The sequence below is a fragment of the Arenimonas sp. genome, from assembly GCF_035721105.1.
Taxonomy (GTDB): Bacteria; Pseudomonadota; Gammaproteobacteria; order Xanthomonadales; family Xanthomonadaceae; genus Arenimonas.
The window spans coordinates 1-21,322 of the sequence record NZ_DASTNG010000073.1; the positions used below are offsets into that span (position 1 = coordinate 1).

Here is a 21,322-nt window from a genome sequence, read left to right on the forward strand (position 1 = left end):
TGGGCGCGCGCGGCGCATTGCTGGCGGCGATCATCGCGGCGCTGGCCGAACTGCATGCGGCGGCCGCCAGCATCGCCCAGCTCTACGACCACGCCGACCTCAGCCTCGCCCAGGCGCGCTGGGGCTTCGTCGGCCTGCTCGCGGCCAGCGTCGTCTCGCGCGGCTTGGTCGCCTTCGTCAGCGGCGGGCGCGCCTACGGCCTGCGCGTGAGCGCGGGCCTGGTGCTCATGCTGGCGGCCGCCGCGGGCGCGGTGGCACTGCAGACGTTCTGACGCTGAGGCTCAGATGATGCGCAGGGTGATCGCCTTGAGCACGGCGCGGGTGCGGTCGCGGGTACCGAGCTTGTCGAGGATGTCGGAGACGTAGTTCTTCACCGTGCCCTCGGACAGGAACACCGCGCGGGCGATCTCCTTGTTCGAATAACCGCCCGCCAGCAGCCGCAGGATCGCCACCTCGCGTTCGCTGAAGGTGTCGGTGGGCGCGGCCTGGTCGCGATAGGCGTAGCGCGCCCGCACCGGGTCGGTGGGTACCGGCGCCAGCAGGGTCTCGCCGGCGGCGACGCGGGTGATGGCCTCGAGCAGGTCCTCGGGCGAGGCATCCTTGAGCAGGAAGCCCTGCGCGCCGGCGGCGGCCGCGCGCAGCGGCAGGGCGTCGTCGTCGAAGGTGGTCAGCAGCACCACCGGCGTAGCGTCGCCCCGCCCGCGCAGCGCCTGCACCAGGCCGAAGCCGTCCAGTCCCGGCATGCGGATGTCGGACAGCACCACGTCCACCGGCGTCGTCGCCATCGCCGCCAGCAGCGCCTCGCCGTCGCCGGCCTCCAGCACCACCGCGACGCGGTCGAACCCGGCCAGCAGCGCCTTCAGGCCGCTGCGCACCAGGGCCTGGTCATCGGCCAGGCCGAGGCGGATCGGCGCGGTCATGCCGCCACCGGCAGCCAGGCCTGCAGGTGCACGCCGCCGGTGCCGGTGCGGCCGACGCCAAGCCCGCCGCCCAACGCCTCGAGGCGTTCGCGCATGCCGTTGAGGCCATTGCCGGCGCGCACCTCGCCGCTGCCGCGGCCGTCATCGCGGATGTCCAGGCGCAGCGCATCGTGCTCGCGCCGCAGCACCACCCACAGGTTCTGCGCCTGCGAGTGCCGCACGGCGTTGGTCAGCCCCTCCTGCACCGCCCGCAGCACCGCCTCGGCCTGGGCCACCGACGCCACGCGGGCATCGGCGCCGACCTCGAGCTGCAGGCGTGGCCGCGGGAACGGGCGGGCGAGCGCCTTCAGCGCGTCCTCCAGGTCCAGCCCGTCGCCCTGGCGCATCTGCTGCACGACGCCGCGGATGTCGGCCAGCAGCTCGTCGGCCAGGCGGGCGCACAGCTGCACCTGGCCGTCGGCGGCGAAGCGCGGATCGCGGGCCAGGGCGCCGAGGTTGAGCTTGAGCGCGGTGAGCTTGTGGCCGGCGACGTCGTGCAGCTCGCGCGACAGCCGCAGCCGCTCGGAGTCGCGCGCCGTCTCGGCCAGCAGCGAGCGCGTGGCCAGCAGGTCGGCATTGGCGGCCGCCAGCGCGTCGCGCGTCTTCTCGGCGCTGAAGGCGAACCAGGCCGTGAGCGCGGCGAAACCCTGGAAGCTGCCGTGCATGACGGTGGCGATCAGCGGCGACTGCAGCTGCCAGGCGTCGCGGTAAACGAGGTACATCGCGACGTTGATCGCCAGGATGATCGCCAGCGCGGGTCGCGGCGACCACAGGTGCACCACCTGGATCACGCACAGGATCAGCAGGATCGGCAGCGAGGAATTGCGCGCCACCAGCATCAGGCCGAAGGCCAGGGCCACCTGGCCCAGCAGCAGGAGCCGCGGCAGCGTCCGCACCTGCGGTTCGCGCGGGCCGCTGGTGACCACCAGGAACAGCGCCAGGAAGCCCAGGTGCATCACCGCCAGCAGCGGCGCCGACACCGGCCCGGACAGCCAGGCCGGCGGCGACCAGCGGGCGAACAGCAGCTCCCAGCCGATCGCCGCCCAGGCGAGGTAGGCGGCGAAGTTCAGCGGCGACAGCAGCACCTTCAGGCGTTCGTTCATGGCGCCAGCTTGGGCCGCGGGCGGGGCGCGCTCAAGGCCTGCGGGCCAGAAAGTGACTTCCGGCACCACGCGCCGGTGACCGGCGGCACCTGATCCGCCGTGCGCCGGCGCCGAGACTGGCGCCACTTCGGGAGGAACCGCCATGACCCTGCACACCCTCAGTTTCTACACCCACGCCGGCCTGGGCGTGCTTGCCCTGGCCACGTTCTGGATCGCCGGCCTGGCCCGCAAGGGCAGCCCGGTGCATCGTGCGGCCGGCAGGATCTACCTGCCGGCGATGGCCGGCCTGCTTCTGGCGGCGCTGCCGCTGGCGGGGTCGGTACTGGCGGTGCGACCGGTGGCAGGCAGTTTCCTGTCCTACCTGTTGGTGATCACCGCGACCTCGGTCTGGTGCAGCTGGCGTGCGGTGAAGGACAAGCGGGACTGGGCCCGCTACACCGGCTCGGTGTACCGGGGCCTGATGTGGGCGAACCTGGCCAGCGCGCTGGCGATCGCCGCCGTCGGCCTGTCCATGGCGAAGCAGATGCAGCTGATCATCGTCGCCTTCTCGGGCATCGGTCTGGTCGGCTTCGTGCAGATGTGGCGCTTCTCGCGCCGGCCGCCGGAAGATCCGCGCTGGTGGCTGCGCGAGCACCTGGCGGCGATGCTGGCCAACGGCGTGGCCACCCACATCGCATTCCTCGGCATCGGCCTGCCCAAGGTGCTGCCGATGCTGGCTGGCGCGACGCTGATGAACCTCGCGTGGCTGGGGCCCGTGGTCGTGGCGTTCGCGGCAGGCGTTACCCTGACGCGCAAGTACCTGCCCAAGCGCCCCGCGCCCGGGCACGGCGAATCGGTCGCCGGCTAACCCCCTGCAGCGCAAACGAGACCATGGAATGAACTGTCCGAAATGCCACGCCGCCAACCGCCCGACCGAAGCCATCTGCGAAGGCTGCGGCCTGGTCTTCGCCCGCTACGACGCCGGTGCGCAGGCCCGTGCCGATGCGGCACGGCGCGCCAGGGACCGGGCGGAGCGGCAGGACGCCAGCCGATTGCGCCGGTTCGCGCTTATGGCGGCCGGCACGGCCCTGGCGGCCATCCTGCTGGGCGTTTGGTGGAACGGGCGGCCCACGCCGCAGGACTTCGCCGCACCCCACGGCAACACGCATCGCGGCTTCGCCCACGAGTACGCCGGCGAGGGCGCCGACCTGGTGCTGGTGAACGCAGAGGGGCCGGTCCAGGTCATCGGCCGGATCCACCGCGGCGGCAGGTTCGAGTTCGCGCTGCCGGATGACTTGGCGCTGCCGCGCGTCCCGCGCGAGGCGACGCTGCCGCCGGACGCGAAGTTCCGCAACGAGCAAGAGCGCGCCGTCATCGAGCGAAGGATGGCGGCCCTGGCGGCATCCTACGAGGGCCCGGCCGCCGCCGTGCGCCGGCTCCATGCCGGCGACGGCTGGCAAACGCTGGAGGTCCAGCCCGCGGCGCTCAACGTCGGACGCTACGCGATCGCCTACGAGGGACCCGGGGGATCGGGCATGCTGGTGGCCAGCAACAGCGACCTGGCCGGCATCGCGCTGCCCGGCGACCACGTGCTGGCGTTCGTGTATGCCGATCGCGCCGGCACCGTCCGGGGCGCCGCCGTCGCCACCAATGCCCTGGGCATGACGGTTCCCAACGACTGGGACCTGAAACTGCAGCCGGGCTGGAACCTGGTGACCAGCGAGCAGACCGGCAACCTGGCCCGGATCGCCTATCGCTCCGGCGACGTGCCCGACGACCTGGCGTGGTATGCGATCGATCCGCGCACGAGGACCGTGTCGATCCCTCGCCTTGGCGGCTTACCCGCGCGCTGACCGGCCGGGAAGGCCTTGGGACCTAGACGTCGCCGTCGTTGAGCCAGCCTTCGCCGGTGCCGCGGTTGAAGACGTGGTCGGCGGGCTGCACCGCGCCGGCGGGGAAGCTGTCCTGCCGCGCCAGCTTCGCGTAGATCGGGGTGAAGTCCGGGCGCGTGGCTTCCATCAGCTGCTCGTAGCTGTCGATCACGAAGTAGGTCTTCTGGAAGGTGTCGATGCGGTAGCGCGTGCGCATGATCCGCTCGAGGTCGAAGCCGATGCGGTTGGGCGCGGTGCTGTCGAGGCAGTGGATCGACTCGCCCTTCGAGGACAGGATGCCGCTGCCGTAGATCCGCAGGCCGTCGTCCTGCCGGATCAGCCCGAACTCCACCGTGTACCAGTACAGCCGGGTCAGGTTCACCAGCGCGTCGGGGCCGATCGCGTGCGCCTTTACGCCGCCGCGGCCGTAGGCGGCCATGTAGTCGGCGAACACCGGGTTCATCAGCAGCGGCACGTGGCCGAACAGGTCGTGGAACAGGTCGGGCTCGCTCAGGTAGTCGAGCTGCTCGGGCTTGCGGATCCACCAGGTCACCGGGAAGCGGCGGTTGGCCAGGTGTTCGAAGAAGGTCAGCTCCGGCAGCAGCCCTTCCACGCCGACCAGCTCCCAGCCCGTGGCCTTGCGCAGCAGCGGGTTGAGGTCGTCGAACTTCGGGATCTGGTCGGGCGACATGCCCATCAGGCGCTGCTGGCGCAGGAACTCGTCGCTGGCGCGGCCCACCAGCAAGGCCTGCTGGCGCTCGAACAGCGTGGCCCAGACCTCGTGGTCGGTGGCGCTGTAGCTCGACCAGGGCTGATCGACCACGGCGGTCGTATAGACCGGCACGTAGCCCTTGTCGGTGAGCTGGTGTTCGACGCGGTTGGGCTGGGACATGGCGGGCTCCGGGGCAGGCCTCCAGTCTAGCGGCGTCGGGGCGCAAGAGGATTGCGTTGTTGCAGGCATCGGCCTGTTTGGCGCAACATAATTGCGTCAAATGACCACGGCGCGCCGCGAATGAATCCTCCCAGCCTCGACCGCACCGACCTGGCCCTGCTGGCCATCCTCCAGCGCGAAGGCCGCATCAGCAACGCCGAACTGGCCGACCGCGTCCGCCTGTCGGCCTCGGCCTGCCTGCGCCGGGTGCAGCGGCTCGAACAGGCCGGCGTGCTGGCCGGCTACGCCGCGGTGCTCGACCCGGAGCGCGTGGGCCTGGGCCTGCAGGCCTTCGTGCGCGTGCAGCTCGAGCGCCACGACGCCGCCGCCATCGATGCCTTCACCGCGAAGGTGGCCGCCTGGGACGAGGTGGTCGCCTGCCACGCACTCACCGGCGAAATGGACTACCTGCTGCAGGTGGTGGTGCAGGACCTGGACCACTTCTCCCGCTTCCTGCTCGACCACCTGCTCAACGCCAGCGGCGTCGCCGACGTGAACTCCAGCTTCGTGCTGCGCACCGTCAAGCAGGCCCGCGCCCTCCCCCTGGACCACCTGGCGACCTGAAAAAAGGGGTCAGCGTCATTTTCCGTTTCAAACGGAAAATGACGCTGACCCCTTTTTGGCTTAGGTCGTGAGGTGGGTGACGAGGGTGCGGACGCGGGGCGCCAGCACCAGCACCAGCGGGAAGGCGATCGGCCAGGCCACCGCGAAGCTGCGCGCCCAGGCCATCAGGTAGCCGGCATCCACGCCGCGGTTCACGGCGGTGATGATGCCGGACATGATCGCCGCCATCAGCAGCGACATCAGGAATGCGAACGCGAGGTTCGCGTACCGGGGCGGGATCCTCGGGCTCACGGTGCCGGCCGGCCTCCGAAGGTCTGGCCGAAGAAGTCGCCCTCGTTCCAGGTCGGGCGGGCGTCGGCGTTGCCGACGCGGCGGCCGATCTCGGCGTTGAGCCGCGCCAGCATCGCCGCGCTCGGGTAGTGGATCGGCAGGTTGGTGTCGTCGCTGGGCTGGTGGTAATGGCCGGTGAGGAAGTCCTCGTACAGCGCCAGTGCGTCGATGTCGGGATTGCGCGCCTTGATGCCGGCGTCCAGGTACACCGCCGGGATGCCCTGGCGCACGAAGGCGTACTGGTCCGAGCGCACGAACACCACTTCCTCCGGCTTCGGATCGGGCGTCAGGCCCACGCCCAGCTGCGCCGCCGCGGCTTCCACGTCGGCCGCCAGGCTCGAGTGCGCGACGCCGATCGGCACCACGTCGGTGACGTCGGTCAGGAACACCGGCATGTCCATGTTGATGTTCGCCACCAGCGACTCGCGCGGCACGGTCGGGAACTTGGCGAAGTAGTCGGCGCCGAGCAGGCCGCGCTCCTCCGCCGTCACCGCCACGAACAGCAGCGAGCGCCGCGGCTTGGCCGGGTCCGCCTGCAGCTCGGTCGCCGCCTGCAGCATCACCGCAATGCCCAGCGCGTTGTCGAAGGCGCCGTTGTAGATGCCGTCGCCGTCGACTTCGGCGCCGATGCCGATGTGGTCGAGATGGGCGCTGTAGGCGATGTGCTCGCCGGCCAGCGCGGGGTCGGACCCTTCGAGCTTGCCGACCACGTTGACGCTGTCCACGCGCGCCAGGGTGGTGGCGCCGGCCAGCGTCACCTGGCCCGGCAGGTCGAAGGATTCCAGCGTGCCCTTCTCGCGCCGCTCGAAGATCTCATCGGCCGACATCGGCGCGCCCTCCAGCAGCTTGCGCGCGCCCTCCACGCCCAGGCTGGCGGTGGCCTTGAGCTGCGGCCAGGCGTCGACCGGCAGGCCCTGCGCATCCACCAGGCGCATGCCCGGCATCTGCCAGTTGCGGGCGCCGCGCGCCCACGGGTACTTGGCCTCGTCCACCGGGTTGCCAAGGCCGATGGCGCCGACCGCGCCGCGCTCGGCCAGCTGGCTCATCTTGCGCAGGCCGGAGGAGTGGTAGGCGCGCTGGGTGTTCTCGAAGGTCGACGGGGCGCCGGAGAAATAGACCGCGACCTTGCCGGTCAGGTCCACGCCCTCGAAGTCATCGTGCCCCAGCTCCGGGGCATGCACCGCCTGGCCGACGAAGACCAGCGGCGCGGTGACCACGTGGCTGGTGGCGTTGAAGTTCATGCCGGGCAGGAAGTCGCGCTGGAACTCGAATGCCAGGTCGCCGCCCGGGCGCTGCACGGTGAAGCGGGCGCCCTCGCGCACGCGCCGCGCCTCGAGCAGCGGCACCTTCTGGAAGTAGCTGCCGTCGTCGCCGGCCGGGGCCAGTCCGATCGCCCGGTAGCGGTTGGCGACGTAAAGCGCCGCCAGGTCGAAGCCGCGGGTACCGGCGGCGCGGCCTTCGAGCAGGTCGTTGGCGAGGAAGGCGACGTCGGCCTCGATGTGGCGCGCGCCGGCCGCGGCGTCGATCGTGGCGGCGGGGGCTTCGGCGGCCGGCGGGGCATCGGGGGCGCCGCTGCAGGCAACCAGCAGGCAGAGGGCGAGCGGGGCAAGCTTGGAAGTCATCGGTCGGGCTCCTGGAACGAAGGCCGACGCTAACACCGGCGCCGCCATCGTGGAATGATGGCGGCGTCGACCAGGAGGACAGGCGCATGGCGGGAACCGGACAACCCACCTCCCCGGGCCGGGCCGAGGGCTGGCTCATCGTCGCCCTCGTGCTGGGCGCCCTGGCCTGGTCGGGCATCGCCCCGCACGACCGCCTGACCTGGGTGCTCGAAGTGGTCTGGGTGATCGTCGGCCTGCCGCTGGTGGCCTGGGCCTGGGGCCGTTTCCCGCTCACCCGGCTGCTGGCCTGGCTGCTGGCCGCGCACGCGCTGGTGCTCATCTACGGCGGCGCCTACACCTATGCGGAAACGCCGCTGGGCCTGTGGGCGAAGGACGCCTTCGACCTCTCGCGCAACCACTACGATCGCCTCGGCCATTTCGCCCAGGGCTTCGTCCCGGCGATCCTGGCGCGCGAACTGCTGCTGCGCCGCACGCCGCTGACGCGCGGCCCGTGGCTGAACTACCTGGTGGTCGCCGCGGCGCTGTCGTTCAGCGCCTTCTTCGAGCTGATCGAATGGTGGGCGGCGCTGGCCTGGGGCGGCGAGGCGGACGCCTTCCTCGCCACCCAGGGCGACGTCTGGGACACGCAGTGGGACATGTTCCTGGCCCTGTGCGGCGCGATCGTCGCGCTGCTGCTGCTCGGCCGCCGGCACGACCGCCAGCTGGGCCCGGGCTAGCGCGCGGGGCCGGGCTCCCAGCCGCTCATCGCGTCGGCCATCACCAGGTTGCGGCCGGCGTTCTTGGCCGCGTACATGGCCCGGTCGGCGCGCTGGAGCAGCTGCGAGAAACGCTGGTCCATCGGCGCCAGCATCGCCACGCCGATCGACAGCGTCACCGACCGCCGTCCCTCCGACAGCAGCAGCGGATGGGCCGAGAACCCCAGCCGGATCCGCTCCCCCGCGCTGACCGCGCTGGCGCTGTCGGTATTGGGCATCAGCACGATGAATTCCTCGCCGCCCAGCCGGCCCAGCACGTCCTCGGTGCGCATCTCGGCGCGGATGCGCGCCACCGACTGCACCAGGGCCTGGTCGCCGGCCGCGTGGCCCAGCGCGTCGTTGATGCGCTTGAAGTGGTCGATGTCGATCACCAGCACCGCCAGCGGCATCCCGTGCCGCCGCGCCGCGGCGATCGCGCGCGCGCCCTGTTCCTCGATCGCGCGCCGGTTGTAGCAGTCGGTGAGGTAGTCCACCCGCGCCGCCCGCTCCAGTTCGCGCTGGCTGCGTTCGTTGCACATCAGCAGGAAGCCGACGGTGGCGATCACCGGCAGCACGCTGCCCACCGCGTAGGTGAGCAGCTGCACGTGGGTGATCTGGAACACGGCGGTCACCAGCCCCGGGTCGACCACCAGCGCCAGCGCGCGGTAGGCCATGATGCCCGCCGCGAACGCAAACACGCCGCCCGTCACCAGCCGGATCGGCCCGCGCCGCTCGGCATGCCGGAACACGGTCCAGGCGCAGTGGCCCAGCAGCAGCGCCAGCGCCAGCGAGATGGCGATCAGCCGCAGCGTCAGGTCGGGCGCCACCACGCCCCAGGCGATCGAGATCAGCACCGACGCCAGCACCAGGCCCGACAGCAGCCACGGCTGCGACGGCACCCGGTAGAACAGGCGCAGCGACCGCGCGTAGGCGGCGAAGGCGAGCGCGATCAGGGCATTGGCCAGCACCGTGCTCAGCCACGGGCCCAGCGGGTCGCGCAGGCTCAGCAGCACGAAGCCCGCCGGCTGCAGCAGCGTCGCCGCCACCCAGTGGAACAGGCTGGGCCGGAACTCGGCGGCCAGCGAGCGCCCCACCAGCAGCAGCACCATGCCCACCAGCAGCGTCAGCAGGGCCCCGACCAGCAGCGCCGAACGGATGTCGAACAACCAGGAAGCTTCCATGCCCGGGGCTAACGCGACCGGGTTCGCGCCTCGGCCAACCACGGGCCAAGCGCCTGGAACGGCATGGGACGGGCCAACAGGTAGCCCTGGAACTGACGGCAGCCCAGCTGCCGCAGCTGCGCCAGCTGGGCCTCGGTCTCCACGCCTTCGGCCACGCATTCGAGCCCGAGCGACTCGGCCAGCGTCACCAGCGTGCGCACGAGCGCCTCGTGGCTGGCGTGTTCGCCCAGGCCGGCGACGAAGCTGCGGTCGATCTTGATCTTGTCCACCGCGAACCGCAGCAGGTAGGAAAGACTGGAGTACCCGGTGCCGAAGTCATCGACCGACAGCCGCACCCCCAGCGCCCGCAGCGCCTGCAGGTTGGCCTGGTGCACGGCGGTGTCGGCCATCAGGGTGCGCTCGGTGATCTCCAGCTCCAGGCGGTGCGGCGCGATCGCGTGCGCTTCCAGCAGCCGGGCGATGCGCGCGGTGAAGTCACCCCGGGCCAGCTGGGCTTCGGCCACGTTGACCGCGACGTACAGCCGGCCGGCGGGATCGATGGCGCGGAGCTCGCGGCAGGACTGTTCCAGCACCCAGTCGCCCAGCGCGACGATGGCGCTGGACTCTTCGGCCACGGGAATGAACTCGCCCGGCCCGACCGCGCCCAGCAGCGGACTGGTCCAGCGCACCAGCGCCTCGAGCCCGGCCACGCCGCCCGCCTCGCGGTCGGAGAACACCGGCTGCAGCACCAGCGACAGCTCGTCGCCCAGCACCGCGTTGCCCAGTTCGCGCTGGATCGCGACCCGGCGCTCCAGCCGGGCCGCCATGTCCGGCGCGAACGCGATGGCGGCGGTGGTGCCGCGGGCCACCGCATTGCCATGGGCCAGGTCGCTGGCGCGCAGCAGGGTGTCGGCGCCGTCGCCGGCGTCGCCGCTGGCGACGACGTAGCCCAGCCGCGGATTGAGGCTGTAGCGCTGGCCGTCGAGTCCGATCTCGCGGGAAAGCTCGGGCCAGGCCGCCAGCAGCGAGGCTTCGGCCGCGCTGCCGCCCGCCAGCACCAGCAGCATCTGGTCCGGGCCGTCGCGGGCGATCTCCGCCGCGTGTCCGGCCAGCGCGTCCACCATGCGGGCGGCGTAGGCCTGCACCAGCCGGTCGACGATCGGGGATCCCAACAGTTCGCGCAGGGTCTCGGCCTCGCGCAGCGAAATCCGCGCCACCAGCGGCCGGCTGCCGCGCTCGGCCAGGCGGTCCGCCACGCGCTGCACGAAGCCCTCGCGGTTGAGCAGGCCGGTGGCGTCGTCGTGGCGGCTGAGATAGTCGGCGCGCGCCTCGGCCAGCCGGCGCTCGGTCACGTCCAGGGCGAAGCCGCCGGCGAGTCGCTCACCCTCGGCATCGATCGGGAAACGGAACACGTCGTAGTCGCCCTGGCTGCCGTCCGGGCGCGGTCCCGGCTCGATCCGCCGGCTGGATCGTCCGTGGGCGATCAGGTCGGCGTTGTGCATCCGGTACAGCGCGCCTTGTACCGGCCCGAACAGCGCATCGAGCGGGATCGGCGCACCGTCGGCGGCCGCCCGGCCTTCGCCCAGCCGAGCGTAATGCTGGTTGTAGAGGCGGGCGTTGCCCCGGTCGTCGGCGATCCAGGCCGGCCCGGGGATCTGCTCCAGGAAGGCATTGAGCATGCGCTGCCTGGCCTCCAGCTCCTGCTTGCGCTGCACTTCCTCGGTGATGTCCTCGGCGCTCAGCGCCACGCCGCCGGACCAGGGCACCGCCAGCTGCCGCAGCCACTTGGCCTTGAGCGTCGGCGAGTTGATGGCGAACTCATCGACCACCGCACGCTGGCTCAGGAACACGTCCCGATAGTGCTCGAAGTAACCGTGGGTGCGGTTGACCGGGAACAGGTCGCAGATGCTCTGGCCGATCATCGCGGCCGGGTCCATGCCGACCAGGCGCCCGCCCTGTTCGTTGACGTGGGCGAACACGAAATCCACCACGTCGCCCGCGGCGTCGTACACGGCCTGGTTGATGAAGAGCGCATTGAGGTTGCCCTCCGCGGCGGCGCGGAACCACTCGCTGCGCCGCGCCAGGTCGCGTTCGGCCTGCTTGCGCGAGGAGATGTTCTCGCTGGTGATCACCACGCCGTCGCGGATCGGCACCACCTGGTGCCGCAGCCAGCGCATCTCGGGCGGGTACTCGGGGACCTCGAACTCCTCCACGATCGGCTCGCCGCTGGCCAGCACGTCCCGGCACTGCTGCAGCACGATGTCGATGCGGCTGGCCGGCAGCACCTGGCGCAGGGTCAGGCCGGCGAGGCCATGGCCGCCGCGGCGCAGCAGCGCCTCGCCGAGCGGGTTGGCGAAGACGAACCGGAAGTCCGCGATCCCGTGGTCGGACGGGGTGCGCAGGGGCTCGAAGATGTAGATCGCGTTGAGCGCACTGCAGGTGGCGCCGCGGAACCACTCGGCCAGCCGGGACGGCCCTGCGCCCGCGGCGTCCGGGACGCCCGCGAAACCCTCCACACCCGGCAGCATCGGACCAGACATCGGCGTTTCCTCGATGGGCCCCGAGTGTGCGCTTGCAGCGCCGCGCCGCGCTAGGGGCCGCGGAAGGGACCGTCTAGCCCGTCACCTTTCCTCGCCGCCTTCCCGGCCGTCGCGTGAAGGACGCGGGCGGAACGGGATGACCACCCCGGTCCCTGGTTCGGGCCGATGCCAAAGGACCGGCACGTCCCCGGGCGAGGGCAGCTCCAGCTCGGGGTCGGGCTCGGGTTCGTCCGGCTCGTCCTCCCAGCTGTAGCGCGGCCGCGGCGGCAGCGGGTCGGCATGGCGCCACAGCACGGCCGCCAGCACGCCGGCCAGCGCGCCGCACAGGTGGTACTCCCAGGACACGCCGGCTTCGCGCGGCAGCACGGTCAGCAGCATGCCGCCGAAGAAGAAGAACGCGATGAAGCCCGCCGCGATCGCCGCCTTGTCCCGCCGCAGCACGCCCAGCGTGAACAGCAGGAAGCCCAGCCCGTGGGTCAGGCCGCTGGCGCCCAGGTGGTAGGACGGCGCCTGGCCGATGACCCACGTGCCCAGGCCCGACAGCAGCCAGATCAGGGGCAGCGCCCGCAGGCCGGCGCGCGGATAAACCGTGCCGACCAGGGTGCCCAGGATCAGCAGGCCCGAACTGTTGGCCAGCCAGTGGCCGGCGGAGCCGTGCAGCAGCGGCGCGGTCAGCACGCCCACCAGGCCGGCCGGCGACTGCGGCGACAGCATGAACGACCGCAGGTCGCCCAGCAGCGGCCCGGCGAAGAACAGCGCGCCCAGCCCCGCCACGAAGGCCATGCTGGCCAGCAGCGCGCGGCGGAACCGGTCTCGGACCGCGGCGGCGTGTTCCCGGGCTTGTTCGTCCATCGAAGCTAGGTGGGGGTCGGCGCCGCCGGGGGCAAGGCCGCGCTCAGGCCGCGCCCGCCGGCGCCTTGGGCTTGATCAGCAGGCTGAGCACCATCGACGCCACCAGGGTGGCGCCGACCACGCCCAGCGACACCGCCACCGGGATCTTGAAGACATCGATGATCAGCATCTTGGTGCCGATGAACACCAGCACCAGGGCGAGGCCATAGGCCAGCAGGTGGAAGCGGTCGGCCATGTCGGCCAGCAGGAAGTACAGCGCGCGCAGGCCCAGCACCGCGAACACGTTCGAGGTCAGCACGATGAACGGGTCGAGCGTGATGGCGAAGATGGCCGGGATCGAATCCACCGCGAAGATCACGTCGGTGATCGCGATCATCACCAGCACCACGAACAGCGGCGTGTACTTGCGGCGCCTGCCCTCGCCGATCCACAGCGCCTCGCCGTGGTAGCGGCGGATCAGCGGCAGGTGGCCGGTGATCCAGCGCAGGATCGGGTTCTTGTCCATGTCGGGCTCCTGCCCGACCGCCCAGAACATCTTGACGCCGGTGAACAGCAGGAAGGCGCCGAACAGATAGAGCACCCAGTGGAACTTGGCGATCAGCGCCGCGCCCACGAAGATCAGGATGCCGCGCAGCACGATCGCGCCCAGCACGCCCAGGATCAGCACCCGCTGCTGCGACTGCGCCGGCACGCCGAAGTAGGTGAACAGCATCAGGAACACGAAGATGTTGTCGACCGCCAGCGCTTTCTCGACCAGGTAGCCGGTCAGGAACTCCAGCGCGATCCGGTCCGCCTCGGGTCCCGGCAGCCGGCCCTGCAGGTACCACCACAGGCCGGCGTTGAAGACGAGCGCCAGCGCGATCCAGGCCGCCGACCACAGCAGGGCCTCGCGGGTGGATACCTTGTGGGGTCCGTTCTGGCGCAGCACCAGCAGGTCGACCGCCAGCGCGGCGAGCACGAAGGCGGTGAAGACGACCCACATCAGGGGGGTGGCGATGGTTTCCAAGGCGCTCTCCGGTGTCGCGTGGCTTCGACCGCCGGCGGACGCCGTGTCCCGGGACGGGACGACCTTCGCCGCTGGCGGGCGAAGGTCTCGCTCGCAGGCCCGTCGGGCCTGCCTGCCGTACCGGGGCTTTGGACGAGGGTCCGGGCCCGTGATGACGATATCGGCAGCGGGAGCTACTCCCCTTCTACGGGCGACAGTCTGGCACGAAGGGTGAACTTGATGTCAATCACAAACGGCCCGGGCCGGGAGGCGGTAGGTTAAGGTGGCGCGCAGAGGCGTCGGGGAGCGTGGATGGAGCTGGATGTTCGCTCGGTGATGTTGGTCGGGGTGCTGCTGAGCGCCCTCACCGTGGTCCTGCTGACGCAGGCCGGGCGCTCGTTCCCGATCGAACGCCGCCGCCACCTGCGCATCTGGACCGTGGCCCTGGTGATGCAGCCGCTGGCCTGGCTGCTGCTGGCCGCCCGCGGCAGCGTGCCCGACCTGGTGTCGATCGCCCTGGGCAATGGCCTGCTGCTGTTCGGCTTCGCCGAGATGTGCCGGGCGGTCCGTGGCTTCCGCGGCCTGCCCGAGCAGCCCTGGCGGTGGTGGGGCACGGTGCTGGCGGCAACGGTCCTGCTGGTGCTGTTCGCCGAGGTCTGGCCGCACTACAGCGCGCGGGTGCTGGTCAATTCCAGCACCGCCATGGTGCTGTTCTCGGGCATGGCGCTGGCGCTGGCGCCGGCCTTCCGTTTCGGCGGGTTCTCCGCCGCCCGCTTCACCGGGGCCTTCGCCGCCTTCGGGGTGCTGGTGGCGGCCTGGCGCTTCGTCGAGCACCTGCTGGCGATGCGCCCCGACGGCAGCCTGCTCGAGGCCGGCCCCAGCGACATGATGGTCTTCGTCTACGCCTGCGTCGGCGTCACCTTCCTGAGCCTGGGCTTCATCCTGATGCACACCGAGCGCGCCTACGACGACCTGCGCAAGCTGGCCTCGGTGGACGCTCTCACCGGCGTGCTGGCCCGCAACGGCCTGGTGGAACAGGGCGAGCGGCTGCTGTCGGAGGCGCGCCGCTACCAGCGGCCGATGTCGGCCCTGCTGATCGACCTGGACCACTTCAAGGGCGTCAACGACAGCCTGGGCCACGAGGCCGGCGACCGCCTGCTGCAGCACCTGGCCGAGCGGGCCCGCCTGGTCCTGCGCGGCGAGGACCTGCTGGGCCGGCTGGGCGGCGACGAGTTCGTGGCCCTGCTGCCCAGCACCGACGCCACCGGGGCCCGGGTGGTGGCCGAACGGCTGCGCGACGCCCTGGCCCACGAGCACCTGCGGGTGCACGGGATGGAGGTGCCGATGCCGCTGTCGATCGGCGCGGCCCAGGCGCGGCTGGGGGATGACGACCTGGGCGACCTGCTCAAGCGCGCCGACCAGGCCATGTACCGGGCCAAGCGGGCCGGCGGCGACCGGGTGGAAACGGCCCCGGCGAGCTGAGGACCAGCGGCGCCGGGCCGGCCCCGGTATCATTCGCGGATGAATAACGCCGCCCTGCCCGTCATCCAGCTCAAGATCGAGCGCCGTTCCAACCACCCCTGGATCTTCCAGAAGATGGTGGAAAAGCCCGTGGCCAAGCCCAAGCCGGGCAGCCTGGTGGACATCGTCGACAACAGCGGCAAGTGGGTGGGGCGCGGCTTCTACAACGGCCATTCGCGCATCGCCCTGCGGGTGCTGACCGAGGATCGCAACGAGGCCATCGACGAGGCCTGGTTCGCCGCGAAGATCCGCGCGGCCGTGGCGCTGCGCCGCGACCTGCTGCGGCTCGACGAGACCACCGACGCCTGGCGCGTGGTGCACTCCGAGGGCGACGGCATCTCCGGCCTGGTCATCGACCGCTACGGCGACCTGCTGGTGGTCGAGTTCTTCTCGGCCGGCCCGTTCCGCTACCGCGAGTGGATCTACAGCGCGCTGCGCACCGAGTTCCCCGGCTGCCGCTTCTACAGCTTCTCGGAAGAGCACGTGCAGAAGCAGGAAAGCTTCGACTTCCGCTCGCCGCCGGCGCCCGAGCCCAGCGTCATCACCGAGCACGGCCTGAAGTTCCGCGCCAGCCCGGGCAGCGGCCACAAGACCGGCTTCTTCGCCGACCAGCGCGACAACCGCGAGTTCCTCACCCGCTTCACCGCCGGCAAGCGCGTGCTCGACATCTGCTGCAATTCCGGCGGCTTCGCGATCTACGCCAAGGCCCGCGGCGGCGCCGACGAGGTGATCGGCATCGACCTGGACGAGGAGATCCTGGAGGTCGCCGAGAAGAACGCGCGCCTGAACGACGCCAAGGTGAAGTTCGTGCAGGCCGACCTGTTCCACTACCTGCGGGATGCGCACCAGCGCGGCGAGCTGTTCGACGTGGTCATCCTCGACCCGGCCAAGCTCACCCGCGACCGCGACCAGGTGATCGCGGCGCTGAAGAAGTACAACGACATGAACAAGCTCGCCATGCAGGTGATCAAGCCCGGCGGCGTGCTGCTCACCTGTTCCTGCACCGGCCTGGTCAGCGAAGAGGAATTCCTGGACATGATCCGCCGCGCCGCGTTCTACGCCGGCCGCACCGTGCAGGTGCTGAAGGTGGCCGGCGCCGGCGCCGACCATCCGTTCATGGCGCACGTCAAGGAAAGCCGCTACCTCAAGGCCGTGTTCTGCCGGGTCGAATGACCGCCGTTCGCGCCCCCGACACGGCGGCGCAGGCTTAATCGCGCCATGTTCGATTCCCTCGACGCGGTCTGGACCCACGCCTGGGCGCGCCTGCTGGCCGGCGCCCGCAGCGGCGCCGACCCGTTCCACCAGGGCGTGCTGGCCACCGTCTCGGCCGAGGGGCCGCAGGCGCGCTACGCGGTGCTGCGCGCGGTGGATCCGACCGGCGGCACCGTGGCCTTCCACACCGACCGGCGCAGCCCCAAGCGGGCGCAGCTCGAGGCCGATCCGCGCGTGGCCTGGTGCTTCTTCGGCCACGGCGAGCAGGTGCGGCTGTCGGGCACCGTCCACCTGCACCTGGACGATGCCGAGGCCGAGGCGGCCTGGGCCGCGAGCCGCCGGGCCTCGCGCCAGAACTACGCCGGCGCGGGCGCCCCCGGGTCCCGGGTCCACCTGCCGGGCGATGGCGGTCCGCCGGGCCTGGGCGCGCCGCCGCTGGATGCCGAGGCGATGGCCTTCGCGCGCGGCAACTTCGCCCTGGCGCGCCTGCGGGTCCAGGCGCTGGACTGGCTGTCGCTGTCGGCGCAGGGCCACGTCCGCGCCCGCTTCGCGCGCGAGGGCGACGGCTGGCAGGCGGACTGGACCACGCCGTAGCGGCGGCGGTGTTCGGCTAGACTGCGCGCCTCCCACCCGGATCCCGCCGCTTGGACGCCTCCGCCCCCGCGCCGGCCGCACGCCGCGCCGCGCTCGCCTTCATCTTCATCACCGTGCTGGTCGACGTGCTGGCCTTCGGTGTGGTCATCCCGGTGCTGCCGCCGCTGCTAAAGAAAGTCACCGGCGGCGAGATCGCCAGCGGCACCCTGTGGCACGGGCTGTTCGCGACCGGCTTCATGCTGATGCAGTTCTTCGCCTCGCCGGTGCAGGGCGCGCTGTCGGACCGCTTCGGGCGGCGGCCGGTGATCCTGATCTCGAACGCCGGCCTGGCCATCGACTTCCTGATCATGGCCCTGGCCGACACGCTGCCGATCCTGTTCATCGCGCGCCTGCTCGGCGGCGTCACGTCGGCCAGCTTCAGCACCGCCAACGCCTATATCGCCGACGTCACCGCGCCGGCGGACCGGGCCGCGGCCTTCGGTCGCCTGGGCATGGCCTTCGGCCTCGGCTTCACCCTGGCGCCGGTGGTCGGGGCCTGGCTGGGCGCGATCAACCTGCACCTGCCGTTCTTCGTGGCGGCGGCGCTGTGCGGCGCCAACTTCTGCTACGGCTACTTCGTGCTGCCCGAGTCGCTGGCGCCGGAACGCCGCTCGGCCTTCGACTGGCGCCGCGCCAATCCGCTGGGCGCGATCAAGCTGCTGCGCGCGCATCCCGAGCTGTTCGGGCTGGCGGGCGTGAGCTTCCTGATGGCGCTCGCGCACCTGGTCTACCCGATGACCTTCGTGCTGTACGCCGACTACCGCTTCGGCTGGAACGGCCCCGAAGGCCTGCGCATGATCGGCTGGACCCTGCTGCTGGTCGGCGTGCTGAGCGTGATCGTGCAGGGCGTCCTGATCGGCCCGATCACGCGCCGCCTAGGCGATCGCCGCACGGTGCTGCTGGGCGCGGCGATGGGCGGCCTGGGCTTCGTGCTGTACGCGCTGGCGCCCAACGGCTACTGGTTCTGGGCGGCGATGCCGGTGGCGGCGCTGTGGGCGATCGCCGGGCCGGCCGCGCAGTCGCTGATGACGGCGCGCGTGGGGCCGGCCGAGCAGGGCCGGCTGCAGGGCGCCATCGGCAGCCTCAATTCGATCGCCGGCATCCTGGGACCGACGCTGTTCACCCAGACCCTGGCCTTCGTCGCGATCCGCGGGCTGCAGGGGCCACTGGCCGGCGCGACCTTCCTGCTGGCCGCCGCGATGGTGTCGGCCGCCGGGCTGCTGGCCTGGCGCGTCACCCGCGCGACGCACACGGATTCATGACCCGGCCCGGCGTAGCATCCGGGGATCAACCAAGGATCGCCATGAGCAAGCCCAGCCAGGAAGAAGCCCAGGAGGCCGTGCGCACGCTGTTGCGCTGGGCCGGTGAAGACCCGTCGCGCGAAGGCCTGCTCGATACCCCGCGGCGGGTGGTCGATGCCTACGGCGACTGGTTCAGCGGCTACCGCGAGGATCCGCGCGAGTACCTGGCGCGCACCTTCGAGGAAGTGGCCGGCTACGACGAGATGATCGTGCTGCGCGACATCGAGTTCGAATCGCACTGCGAACACCACATGGCGCCGATCATCGGCAAGGCCCACATCGGCTACCTGCCCAGCGGCAAGGTGGTGGGCATCAGCAAGCTGGCGCGCGTGGTCGAGGCCTATGCCCGGCGCTTCCAGGTGCAGGAGAAGATGACCGCCCAGATCGCCCGCTGCATCCAGGAAGTGCTGCAGCCGCGCGGCGTCGGCGTGGTGGTGGTCGGCGCGCACGAATGCATGACCACCCGCGGCATCCACAAGCGCGGCGTCAGCATGGTGACCTCGAAGATGCTGGGCGATTTCCGCGACGATGCCCGCACCCGGGCGGAATTCCTGCGCTTCATCGAGGTCGGGCCCGGCCGCTGAGCCCGAGGTGGCGGGCGTCCGCGCGCCGCCTATAATCGTGCCCATGAGCGACCCCCGCGCCCAGCTGCAAGACCTCCGCGCCCGCATCGAAGCGGCCCCGGCCCTGCCCGAGCGCGCCGACTGGCTCGCGCGCCTCGACGCCGCCCTGCAGGCGCTTGGCACCGCGGCACCGCCGGCGGCCCAGCTCGAGCGCCTGCGCCAGGACGTCGAGGACGCCGAACACGCCCGTGACGCCGCCAACCTGCAGCGCATGAAGGTCGCCGGCCAGCTCAATACGCTGCACAAGTCGCTGGCCGCCGCCGCGCCGCAGGTCGACGCCACCAAGGACGCCCAGAGCGACGCCCTGCGTCGCATCGAGTGGCTGGCCAGCCACGGCGGCGCCGATCCCGGGGCCGCGGTCGCCGCCAAGGCCGCCGAGATGGAGGCGCCGATGCCCGGCCGCGCCGTGCTCGAGGCCGTCATCGCCGGCGAGCGCAAGTTCACCAAGCAGCAGCTCGAATTCGCCATCGCCGAAGCGATGGTGCTCACCGGCTGGCAGCAGACGCCGCTGGAACTGACGGCCCAGGGCGAAGCCTGGCTGGCCGAACTCATCCTCAAGAACCAGTCCGCCTCGGCCTGACGGCCGGGTCCGGCGGTCGCCGGGTCAGCAGGGGTTGGGGTAGCTGAACCGCAGCGGCGCGCGGACTGGCCATCGGCGTCCCTTAGGAGTATCCCTGTCGGGCCATCAGGCCATCCCCCCGAGAGGTTCGCCATGAAGACCCCGATCAAATCCGTGCTGTCCGCCACCCTGTTCACCGTGCTGATCGCCGGCTGCCAGAGCACCGGCGGCTATTCGTCCGCGCCGCGGCCCGCTGGCGAGGAGGAGGGCATGAACCGCACCCAGAAGGGCGCGATCATCGGCGCCGTGGCCGGTGCCGTGGCCGGCCTGCTCAGCGGCGACGACGCCACCGAGCGGCGCCAGCGCGCCCTGGTCGGCGCCGGTGTCGGCGGCCTGGCCGGCGGCGCCATCGGCCGCTACCAGGACAACCAGGAGCGCGCCCTGCGCGAGCGCATGGCCGGTACCGGCGTCGACGTCGTCCGCAACGGCGACAACATCACGCTGGACATGCCCGAGGCGATCACCTTCGGCTTCGACAGCTATTCGCTGCGTCCGGGCTCGTACGCAGTGCTCGACCGCGTCGCCGACACCCTGGCCGAGTTCGACCAGACCATCGTCGAGGTCGCGGGCCACACCGACAGCATCGGTTCGGCGGCCTACAACCAGAAGCTGTCCGAGCAGCGCGCCCAGGCCGTCGGCAATTACCTGGCCAGCCGCGGCGTCAACAACCAGCGCCTGATCATCACCGGCGCCGGCGCCAACCACCCGGTGGCCAGCAACAGCACCGAAGCCGGCCGCGCCGAGAACCGCCGCGTCGAGATCACCCTGGTCCCCCTCCGCTCCTGAGCAAACAGCGGTACCGGGTTCATTTTCTTTCTCGATGAGACAGGGTCTCCGCGAGCAAGCGGGTGGACCGGGTATCGCTTTGGCAACCGGATTCGCGGAACGAATGCGCGGCCTGGTCTAGAATTCCCACGGTGCGCGGCCTGGTGGAGGCCGCGCCCCGGGGAGCCAGGCATGTACCTCAAGCAATTCTTCGGCGACGTCCAGAGCCCGCATCCCTGCGTGCAGTGCCGGGGCGACGAGACGCTCGATTTCCGCGTCCGCATGGCGTTCCAGCCGATCGTCGACGTGGTGGCGCGCGAGATCTACGCCTACGAGGCCCTGGTGCGCGGCGAGAACGGCGAGGGCGCCGGTGAAGTGATCGCGCGGGTGCCCGCCGACAAGCTCTACCGCTTCGACCAGACCTGCCGCGTGCTGGCGATCGACACCGCGGCGCGCCTTGGCATGACCACGCGCCTGTCGATCAACTTCGCGCCCAACGCGGTGTACGAGCCCGCCACCTGCATCCGCCTGACGCTGGCGGCGGCCGAGCGCTGCGGCTTCGATCCGCGCCAGCTGATCTTCGAGGTCACCGAGTCGGAGAAGATCCGCGACGTGCCGCACGTGGTGCGCATCATCAAGGACTACCAGGGCCGCGGTTTCCTCACCGCCATCGACGACTTCGGCGCCGGGTATGCCGGCCTGAACCTGTTGGCCGAATTCCAGCCCGACGTGGTGAAGCTCGACATGGCCCTGATCCGCGGCCTGGACCAGGACCGCGTGCGCCGTTCCATCACCAGCGGCATCGTCGCCACGTGCCGCTCGCTCGGCTGTGACGTGCTGGCCGAGGGCGTGGAAACCCGGGCCGAATTCGCGGCCCTGCGCGACATGGGCATCACCCGGTTCCAGGGCTACCTGTTCGCCCGCCCGGCCCTGGAAGCCCTGCCGGTGATCCCGCCGGCGCTCTGGGACCAGCTCGACGCCAGCTGAGCGCGGCCTGGCCCCGTCCGTGACTTCCGGC

General features: G+C 71.4%; 22 protein-coding genes. 13 read left to right on the forward strand and 9 right to left on the reverse strand.

The features are described from left to right. Positions 1-272, forward strand: a 272-nt coding sequence (locus VFQ84_RS11605; RefSeq protein WP_325131794.1) for a hypothetical protein, incomplete at its 5' end; no start/stop codon positions are given. Between the two features lie 9 nt (positions 273-281). Here VFQ84_RS11605 and VFQ84_RS11610 read toward each other — a convergent pair. Together VFQ84_RS11610 and VFQ84_RS11615 are read right to left on the reverse strand one after the other, a co-directional pair. Further along, complete coding sequence (locus VFQ84_RS11610) at positions 282-920, reverse strand: response regulator transcription factor (RefSeq protein WP_325131795.1); 639 nt, start codon at positions 918-920, stop codon at positions 282-284. Then, the gene (locus VFQ84_RS11615; RefSeq protein ID WP_325131796.1) at positions 917-2,062 is read right to left on the reverse strand and encodes a sensor histidine kinase; all 1,146 of its coding nucleotides are present in this window, start codon (positions 2,060-2,062) and stop codon (positions 917-919) included. Before VFQ84_RS11615 ends, VFQ84_RS11610 begins: the two co-directional genes overlap by 4 nt. 142 nt (positions 2,063-2,204) lie before the next feature. On the opposite strand from VFQ84_RS11615, the gene VFQ84_RS11620 reads away from it, so the two are divergent. Further along, positions 2,205-2,909 (forward strand): hypothetical protein, encoded by a 705-nt coding sequence (locus VFQ84_RS11620; RefSeq protein ID WP_325131797.1) that lies wholly within the window; start codon positions 2,205-2,207, stop codon positions 2,907-2,909. A 28-nt stretch (positions 2,910-2,937) separates the two neighbouring features. Further along, positions 2,938-3,894, forward strand: a complete 957-nt coding sequence (locus VFQ84_RS11625; protein WP_325131798.1) for a hypothetical protein — start codon at positions 2,938-2,940, stop codon at positions 3,892-3,894. 22 nt (positions 3,895-3,916) lie between these two features. Here the strand turns inward: VFQ84_RS11625 and phhA are convergent, their stop codons facing one another. Further along, the gene (gene phhA, locus VFQ84_RS11630; RefSeq protein WP_325131799.1) at positions 3,917-4,804 is read right to left on the reverse strand and encodes a phenylalanine 4-monooxygenase; all 888 of its coding nucleotides are present in this window, start codon (positions 4,802-4,804) and stop codon (positions 3,917-3,919) included. Positions 4,805-4,924: 120 nt separating this feature from the next. Here phhA and VFQ84_RS11635 point away from each other — a divergent pair, with 120 nt between their 5' ends. Further along, on the forward strand, positions 4,925-5,407 hold the full coding sequence (locus VFQ84_RS11635; protein ID WP_325131800.1) for an Lrp/AsnC family transcriptional regulator: 483 nt from the start codon (positions 4,925-4,927) through the stop codon (positions 5,405-5,407). Between the two features lie 60 nt (positions 5,408-5,467). Here VFQ84_RS11635 and VFQ84_RS11640 read toward each other — a convergent pair whose 3' ends face one another. Continuing rightward, entirely contained in the window at positions 5,468-5,698 is a 231-nt protein-coding gene (locus tag VFQ84_RS11640; RefSeq protein ID WP_325131801.1) for a DUF2798 domain-containing protein, read from the reverse strand. Then, the gene (locus VFQ84_RS11645) at positions 5,695-7,359 is read right to left on the reverse strand and encodes a M28 family metallopeptidase (protein ID WP_325131802.1); all 1,665 of its coding nucleotides are present in this window, start codon (positions 7,357-7,359) and stop codon (positions 5,695-5,697) included. The genes VFQ84_RS11640 and VFQ84_RS11645 overlap by 4 nt, the downstream gene beginning before the upstream one ends. A gap of 86 nt (positions 7,360-7,445) precedes the next feature. Between VFQ84_RS11645 and VFQ84_RS11650 the strand changes: the two genes are divergently transcribed. Next, positions 7,446-8,075, forward strand: a complete 630-nt coding sequence (locus VFQ84_RS11650; RefSeq protein WP_325131803.1) for a DUF2238 domain-containing protein — start codon at positions 7,446-7,448, stop codon at positions 8,073-8,075. Here the strand turns inward: VFQ84_RS11650 and VFQ84_RS11655 are convergent. The 4 genes from VFQ84_RS11655 to VFQ84_RS11670 form a co-directional block, all read right to left on the reverse strand. After that, a complete protein-coding gene (locus tag VFQ84_RS11655) occupies positions 8,072-9,259 on the reverse strand; it encodes a GGDEF domain-containing protein (protein WP_325131804.1) in 1,188 nt (395 codons plus the stop codon). The two genes, VFQ84_RS11650 and VFQ84_RS11655, sit on opposite strands and share 4 nt — an antisense overlap. A gap of 23 nt (positions 9,260-9,282) precedes the next feature. After that, the gene (locus tag VFQ84_RS11660; protein ID WP_325131805.1) at positions 9,283-11,793 is read right to left on the reverse strand and encodes a sensor domain-containing protein; all 2,511 of its coding nucleotides are present in this window, start codon (positions 11,791-11,793) and stop codon (positions 9,283-9,285) included. 81 nt (positions 11,794-11,874) lie between these two features. Then, the gene (locus VFQ84_RS11665; protein ID WP_325131806.1) at positions 11,875-12,645 is read right to left on the reverse strand and encodes a rhomboid family intramembrane serine protease; all 771 of its coding nucleotides are present in this window, start codon (positions 12,643-12,645) and stop codon (positions 11,875-11,877) included. Positions 12,646-12,688: 43 nt separating this feature from the next. Then, positions 12,689-13,651, reverse strand: coding sequence for a TerC family protein (locus VFQ84_RS11670; RefSeq protein ID WP_414637042.1), 963 nt, complete (start codon positions 13,649-13,651; stop codon positions 12,689-12,691). A 291-nt stretch (positions 13,652-13,942) separates the two neighbouring features. On the opposite strand from VFQ84_RS11670, the gene VFQ84_RS11675 reads away from it, so the two are divergent. The 8 genes from VFQ84_RS11675 (at position 13,943) to VFQ84_RS11710 (ending at position 21,291) form a co-directional block, all read left to right on the forward strand. Then, positions 13,943-15,112 (forward strand): GGDEF domain-containing protein, encoded by a 1,170-nt coding sequence (locus VFQ84_RS11675; RefSeq protein WP_325131807.1) that lies wholly within the window; start codon positions 13,943-13,945, stop codon positions 15,110-15,112. A gap of 39 nt (positions 15,113-15,151) precedes the next feature. After that, complete coding sequence (locus tag VFQ84_RS11680; protein WP_325131808.1) at positions 15,152-16,324, forward strand: class I SAM-dependent rRNA methyltransferase; 1,173 nt, start codon at positions 15,152-15,154, stop codon at positions 16,322-16,324. 45 nt (positions 16,325-16,369) lie between these two features. Then, entirely contained in the window at positions 16,370-16,957 is a 588-nt protein-coding gene (locus tag VFQ84_RS11685) for a pyridoxamine 5'-phosphate oxidase family protein (protein ID WP_325131809.1), read from the forward strand. 50 nt (positions 16,958-17,007) lie between these two features. Continuing rightward, the gene (locus VFQ84_RS11690) at positions 17,008-18,258 is read left to right on the forward strand and encodes a TCR/Tet family MFS transporter (RefSeq protein WP_325131810.1); all 1,251 of its coding nucleotides are present in this window, start codon (positions 17,008-17,010) and stop codon (positions 18,256-18,258) included. A gap of 41 nt (positions 18,259-18,299) precedes the next feature. Next, complete coding sequence (gene folE / locus VFQ84_RS11695) at positions 18,300-18,881, forward strand: GTP cyclohydrolase I FolE (protein ID WP_325131811.1); 582 nt, start codon at positions 18,300-18,302, stop codon at positions 18,879-18,881. Positions 18,882-18,924: 43 nt separating this feature from the next. Continuing rightward, positions 18,925-19,500, forward strand: coding sequence for a hypothetical protein (locus tag VFQ84_RS11700; protein WP_325131812.1), 576 nt, complete (start codon positions 18,925-18,927; stop codon positions 19,498-19,500). A 132-nt stretch (positions 19,501-19,632) separates the two neighbouring features. After that, complete coding sequence (locus tag VFQ84_RS11705; RefSeq protein WP_325131813.1) at positions 19,633-20,325, forward strand: OmpA family protein; 693 nt, start codon at positions 19,633-19,635, stop codon at positions 20,323-20,325. A gap of 171 nt (positions 20,326-20,496) precedes the next feature. Further along, the gene (locus VFQ84_RS11710; protein ID WP_414637043.1) at positions 20,497-21,291 is read left to right on the forward strand and encodes an EAL domain-containing protein; all 795 of its coding nucleotides are present in this window, start codon (positions 20,497-20,499) and stop codon (positions 21,289-21,291) included. Positions 21,292-21,322 lie beyond the last annotated feature (31 nt).

Excerpts from the sequence above, each read along its gene's own strand:
- VFQ84_RS11610 (WP_325131795.1), bottom strand. The coding sequence starts at position 920 with ATGACCGCGCCGATCCGCCTCGGCCTGGCCGATGACCAGGCCCTGGTG.
- VFQ84_RS11615 (WP_325131796.1), bottom strand. The coding sequence starts at position 2,062 with ATGAACGAACGCCTGAAGGTGCTGCTGTCGCCGCTGAACTTCGCCGCC.
- VFQ84_RS11620 (WP_325131797.1), top strand. The coding sequence starts at position 2,205 with ATGACCCTGCACACCCTCAGTTTCTACACCCACGCCGGCCTGGGCGTG.
- VFQ84_RS11625 (WP_325131798.1), top strand. The coding sequence starts at position 2,938 with ATGAACTGTCCGAAATGCCACGCCGCCAACCGCCCGACCGAAGCCATC.
- phhA (WP_325131799.1), bottom strand. The coding sequence starts at position 4,804 with ATGTCCCAGCCCAACCGCGTCGAACACCAGCTCACCGACAAGGGCTAC.
- VFQ84_RS11635 (WP_325131800.1), top strand. The coding sequence starts at position 4,925 with ATGAATCCTCCCAGCCTCGACCGCACCGACCTGGCCCTGCTGGCCATC.
- VFQ84_RS11645 (WP_325131802.1), bottom strand. The coding sequence starts at position 7,359 with ATGACTTCCAAGCTTGCCCCGCTCGCCCTCTGCCTGCTGGTTGCCTGC.
- VFQ84_RS11650 (WP_325131803.1), top strand. The coding sequence starts at position 7,446 with ATGGCGGGAACCGGACAACCCACCTCCCCGGGCCGGGCCGAGGGCTGG.
- VFQ84_RS11660 (WP_325131805.1), bottom strand. The coding sequence starts at position 11,793 with ATGTCTGGTCCGATGCTGCCGGGTGTGGAGGGTTTCGCGGGCGTCCCG.
- VFQ84_RS11665 (WP_325131806.1), bottom strand. The coding sequence starts at position 12,645 with ATGGACGAACAAGCCCGGGAACACGCCGCCGCGGTCCGAGACCGGTTC.
- VFQ84_RS11675 (WP_325131807.1), top strand. The coding sequence starts at position 13,943 with ATGGAGCTGGATGTTCGCTCGGTGATGTTGGTCGGGGTGCTGCTGAGC.
- VFQ84_RS11680 (WP_325131808.1), top strand. The coding sequence starts at position 15,152 with ATGAATAACGCCGCCCTGCCCGTCATCCAGCTCAAGATCGAGCGCCGT.
- VFQ84_RS11685 (WP_325131809.1), top strand. The coding sequence starts at position 16,370 with ATGTTCGATTCCCTCGACGCGGTCTGGACCCACGCCTGGGCGCGCCTG.
- folE (WP_325131811.1), top strand. The coding sequence starts at position 18,300 with ATGAGCAAGCCCAGCCAGGAAGAAGCCCAGGAGGCCGTGCGCACGCTG.
- VFQ84_RS11700 (WP_325131812.1), top strand. The coding sequence starts at position 18,925 with ATGAGCGACCCCCGCGCCCAGCTGCAAGACCTCCGCGCCCGCATCGAA.
- VFQ84_RS11705 (WP_325131813.1), top strand. The coding sequence starts at position 19,633 with ATGAAGACCCCGATCAAATCCGTGCTGTCCGCCACCCTGTTCACCGTG.
- VFQ84_RS11710 (WP_414637043.1), top strand. The coding sequence starts at position 20,497 with ATGTACCTCAAGCAATTCTTCGGCGACGTCCAGAGCCCGCATCCCTGC.